5 protein-coding genes are annotated in these 4803 nt (G+C 55.2%); all 5 read right to left on the bottom strand.

What is annotated here, in order from left to right:
• Window positions 1–83 precede the first annotated feature (83 nt).
• Entirely contained in the window at window positions 84–689 is a 606-nt protein-coding gene (gene plsY, locus ACWVCN_RS09060; RefSeq protein WP_455245245.1) for a glycerol-3-phosphate 1-O-acyltransferase PlsY, read from the bottom strand.
• Window positions 690–746: 57 nt separating this feature from the next.
• Window positions 747–1331 carry a CDP-diacylglycerol--glycerol-3-phosphate 3-phosphatidyltransferase gene (pgsA, locus tag ACWVCN_RS09055; protein ID WP_455245244.1) on the bottom strand — a complete coding sequence of 195 codons (585 nt, stop codon included), beginning with the start codon at window positions 1329–1331 and terminating at the stop codon, window positions 747–749.
• A 29-nt stretch (window positions 1332–1360) separates the two neighbouring features.
• On the bottom strand, window positions 1361–2389 hold the full coding sequence (locus tag ACWVCN_RS09050) for a KpsF/GutQ family sugar-phosphate isomerase (RefSeq protein WP_455245243.1): 1029 nt from the start codon (window positions 2387–2389) through the stop codon (window positions 1361–1363).
• Entirely contained in the window at window positions 2362–3189 is an 828-nt protein-coding gene (gene kdsA, locus ACWVCN_RS09045; RefSeq protein WP_455245242.1) for a 3-deoxy-8-phosphooctulonate synthase, read from the bottom strand. The genes ACWVCN_RS09050 and kdsA overlap by 28 nt, the downstream gene beginning before the upstream one ends.
• Window positions 3190–3279: 90 nt before the next feature.
• A partial coding sequence (locus tag ACWVCN_RS09040; protein WP_455245241.1) for a CTP synthase occupies window positions 3280–4803 on the bottom strand: 1524 nt, incomplete at its 5' end.

The following is a 4803-nucleotide window of genomic DNA, read 5'->3' as shown; positions in this document are numbered from 1 at the left end:
TTATTACGATACGTCTATCTTTTCCCACATCTTCTGCCTTTATTCGAAGTTGCGGGGAAGGGAAGGATAGGCTCGGTAATCTTCTAAGATTTCTTCTCGCCGATCTTGCTCTCCGTCCCTTTCCAAAGACGAATAATGTTGTCTTTGTGCTTAAACCAAATAAGGACACTTACGACAATGGAGAAGAGGAGAAATTCCTGTCGTTGCTCGTTCACGATCGCGACGACAGGAAGCGTCCCGAAAGCTGCCAGTGCACCACCGGAGGAATAGCGCCAGATGGCAACCGCTCCTAACCAGATCAGAAGGAGCAGGAGTCCGACGGAAGGTGAGAGGCCCAAGACAACTCCCAAAGCCGTCGCGACTCCCTTGCCACCTTTGAAATTCAGGAACGGCGAGTAGAGATGTCCCAGGAACGGGGCGATAGCGACGACCATAATGAATCGTTCATCGGTGAGCCACTGCATCGCCAACCAACCCATCACCCAGCCCTTGCCCATATCGCCGAGCAGTGTGAGAACGCCGGCTTTCCACCCTGAAATGCGCAGCACATTGGTAAATCCGACGTTCTTACTTCCTACCGTCCTAGGATCAGGCAGGCCCATCACGCGGGACACGACGACGCCGAATGGAACACCCCCAAGCAGGTAGCCGAGGATCGCCATAAGCACCCAGAGAATGTTTTCTGTCATAGATTAGGAGCTGAAGGATGGGAGATCCATCTGCTGAGGCAATTCGCGAAAGTCAAGCTACAACCCTTTGGCAGCGACTTGCTTCCAGAAACTCCACACATACTGACCGCCTGAAATATACCCCAACACAAGCGAGAGGTAGAGCGTCGCGAGACCGGCGAGGTGCAGATTCCCAAGCTCAGCGAGATTTGTGCCTTCGAGAATGAGCATTGTGATGGCAATGACTTGCAGCGCCATCTTATATTTCCCGGTTGTCTCGGCGGCAATAATCATCCCCTCACCCGCAGCGATCGCACGGATGCCTGTGACGGTCACCTCACGCGCTATGACAAGAATCGCTACCAATGCGCTGACACGATCGACGTTGACCAGGAGGATTAATGCCGACACTACGAGGAGCTTATCGGCTATCGGGTCGAGGAGTTTGCCCAGTTTCGTAACCTGCCCGGTCCGACGAGCGATATAACCATCCAGCAGGTCGCTGACTGCCGCGATGACGAAGATGATGGCGGCACCAATCGAGCGATCCTCCGTAGGCATGATGAAGAGGACTACAAAGACAGGAATCAGCAGAATCCGCCCAAAAGTTATGAGATTGGGAAGATTGAGAGAATCCTGCCCGACTGCTCGCCACACTTGCATGACACGGTGCATATGATGCGCAGTATCCCTTAAACGATCCCGCTCTTCAAGAGATCGTGCAAATGAATCACACCGGAAATGGTGCGGCCATCCTCAGACACAACGAGCGTCGTGATCGAATAGCGTTCCATCATCTCGACGGCTTTGGCTGCCAGATCCTTCGGCGCGATCGTCTTCGGATGGCGCGAGGCCAACTGACCGGCACTCACCCTGGCGAAATCTCCGCCCCGTTGAATGAAGCGACGCAAGTCGCCATCGGTAATGATCCCGACAAGCTTCCCCTTTCCATCGACAACGGTTGTCATGCCCAACTTCTTGGCCGTCATTTCCAGAATTGCGGCGGTTCCCGCCACCGATTCCTTGACCTGGGGCAGCTCGCCCCCGGCATGCATGAGGTCTTTGACCCGTACCAAAAGCCGACGACCGAGAGCTCCGCCTGGATGGAACTGCGCGAAGTCTTCTTCTTGGAAGCCGCGTCTTTGGAGCAACGCTACGGCCAAGGCATCCCCCATCGCAAGGGTAGCCGTTGTGCTGGCGGTCGGCGCCAATCCCATCGGACAGGCTTCTTCCGAAACGGAGACGTCGAGGGCCACATCGCTGTTCTTGGCAAGGGTCGAATTCAAGCGACCGGTCATCGAGAGAACGGCGATCCCCATCCGTTCCACATAGGGCAGCAGCTGCAAGATTTCCTGCGTCTCGCCGCTGTTCGAAATGGCAATGAGAATATCCGATCGGCCCAGCATGCCGAGATCACCGTGGATTCCTTCGGCCGGGTGGAGGAAGAACGCCGGTGTACCGGTGCTGGCCATCGTCGCGGCAATCTTCTGGCCGACTAATCCGGATTTTCCCATCCCTGAAACAACGACCTTGCCTTTGCATTGAAAGAGCAAGTCGACGGCCTTGCCGAACTGATCATCCAAGCGATCAATCAACGCCTGGACAGCACGAGCCTCAATGGCCAGCACGCGCTTGCCTTCAGCGAGGCTCCCGCTGTTCCCCCTTGGTACAGATCGAAGCGCGCTTTTCTGCGTTATGTTCTTGGATTTGCCGCGTCGCATATCCGCATCACTCGTTCAAGGAGCGATTTGAGTTGATGGAGCGGAACCATATTCGGGCCGTCCGAAAGGGCCTCGTCGGGATTTGGATGCACTTCCATAAAGAACCCGTCGACACCCGCACCGGCCGCTGCACAGGCCAATGGCTCGACGAATTCGCGTTGGCCACCGGACTTGGTTCCTCCCCCTCCCGGCTGCTGCACACTATGGGTGGCGTCGAACACGACCGGATAGCCGAAGCTCCGCATGATGGGAAACGAGCGCATATCGACGACCAAGTTGTTGTATCCGAATGAAGAGCCTCGCTCGGTGAGGACGATGCGTGTACTGCCGCATTCTTCAACCTTCTTCACCGCATTTGCCATTTCACGTGGTGAAAGGAATTGGCCCTTCTTGACGTTCACGACCTTGCCTGTCTTCGCCGCCGCTACCAACAGATCCGTTTGCCTGCATAGAAAGGCGGGGATCTGGAGCACATCGACTACCTTGCCAGATTCTACCGCCTGCTCTTCCGTATGAACGTCTGTCAACACGGGAAGACCAAGTTGGGTCTTGACCTTCACGAGCACCTCGAGTCCCTTTTCAAGACCGGGACCGCGAAACGAACTGATTGAGGTTCGATTTGCTTTATCATAAGACGACTTGAAGACGAATGGAATGTCGAGGGACTTGGCGATCTCGGCGATCCGGCCTGCCGTATCCATCACAAGCTGTTCATTTTCAATGACGCAGGGTCCGGCGATCAGGAAAGGCCGTTGCCCCTGGCCGACCTTGAATGATCCGATATGGACAAGATGTGCCATAATCTTTGGAGGCTTAGGCTGAGGTCGAAATTAAGGGAAGATACCACGTAAGAAGTCCCTTCGTCTCAGCCTCGAAGTTAGCCTTTCTCATCAATGGCCCAGCTTCTTCCGCAACGCTGCGCCAACAAATCCGCTGAACAGAGGATGTGGCCGGTGCGGACGCGAACAGTATTCCGGATGGAATTGGGTTGCCAGGAACCAGGGATGGCCTTTGAGTTCCACAATCTCCACCAATTGGCCGTCCGGTGACAGGCCGCTCAATACTAAACCTTTCGCGGTCAGCTGCCCGCGATAGGCATTGTTAAACTCGTAGCGATGCCGATGTCGCTCACGGACTTCGCTCACGCCGTACATTTTTTGCGCAAGCGTACCCTCCCCCAATGTACAGACATAGCTGCCTAATCTCATCGTCCCGCCCTTATCGCTGACCGCATGCTGATCCGGCATGAGGTGGATGACCGGGTGCGGCGTCCGCTCGTCGAATTCCGAACTGTTCGCCCCGGCCAGTCCTGCCACGTTTCTTGCAAATTCTATCGTAGCGCACTGCATACCCAGGCACAGCCCCAGAAACGGAATCTGACGCTCTCGCGCGTAGCGAATCGTGATGATTTTCCCTTCGATCCCTCTGATGCCGAACCCGCCAGGTATCAGGATCCCGTCGGCTTCCCGCAGGATACGTTCCGTCCCCTGCCGCTCAATGTCCTCTGATTCGATCCAGTTGACGTTTACGCGCGTTTCGTGATCGATGCCGCCGTGCACCAAAGCTTCCGCCAAGCTCTTGTAACATTCCTTCAGCCCTGCGTACTTGCCCACAAGCGCCACGGAGATTTCGTGCTTAGGATGCTTGATCTTCTGGACCATCGCATCCCACTCTCTGAGATTCGGCGGGCCTGTGTCGAGATTGAGCTGCCGCACAATCAGCTCATCCAACCCTTCTTTACGGAAGACAATCGGCACTTCGTAAATCGTTTCAACATCTTTAGCCGTGATCACCGCATCCTTTTCCACGTTACAGAACATCGCGATTTTGGCTTTCATCTCGGGCGGAATATACCGATCGGTCCGGCACAGAAGAATGTTCGGCTGGATACCGATTTCCCGCAGCTTGTTGACGGAATGTTGTGTCGGCTTGGTCTTGAGTTCGCCTGCCGCGCCAATATATGGGACCAGGGTCAGATGCACGTACAGAACATTCTCCCGCCCTACATCATAAGGCAGCTGACGGATCGCCTCGAGAAACGGCAGACTCTCGATATCGCCGACCGTCCCTCCGATCTCGACTATCGTGACATCCATCCCTTGCGAGATTCGCGTAATGCACTGCTTGATCTCATCGGTGATGTGCGGCACGACCTGAACGGTTCCTCCCAGGTAGTCGCCCCGTCGCTCTTTGGTGATGACGGAATTGTAGATGCGGCCGGTCGTATAGTTGTTTTCCTTCGTCAAGGTCAGTGAGGTATAGCGCTCGTAGTGGCCGAGATCCAGGTCGGTTTCAGCCCCGTCATCAGTCACGTATACTTCCCCGTGTTGATAAGGGTTCATGGTGCCGGGATCAACATTGATGTACGGATCGAGCTTAAGGAAGGTAATCTTCAGACCTCGGGTGACGAAGAG

It is taken from the genome of Petrachloros mirabilis (assembly GCF_975968855.1).
This window is presented reverse-complemented; position numbering and strand designations above follow the sequence as displayed.

Coding starts and splice junctions, on each gene's coding strand:
- plsY (WP_455245245.1), bottom strand. CDS start 689: ATGACAGAAAACATTCTCTGGGTGCTTATGGCGATCCTCGGCTACCTG.
- pgsA (WP_455245244.1), bottom strand. CDS start 1,331: ATGCAAGTGTGGCGAGCAGTCGGGCAGGATTCTCTCAATCTTCCCAAT.
- ACWVCN_RS09050 (WP_455245243.1), bottom strand. CDS start 2,389: ATGCGACGCGGCAAATCCAAGAACATAACGCAGAAAAGCGCGCTTCGA.
- kdsA (WP_455245242.1), bottom strand. CDS start 3,189: ATGGCACATCTTGTCCATATCGGATCATTCAAGGTCGGCCAGGGGCAA.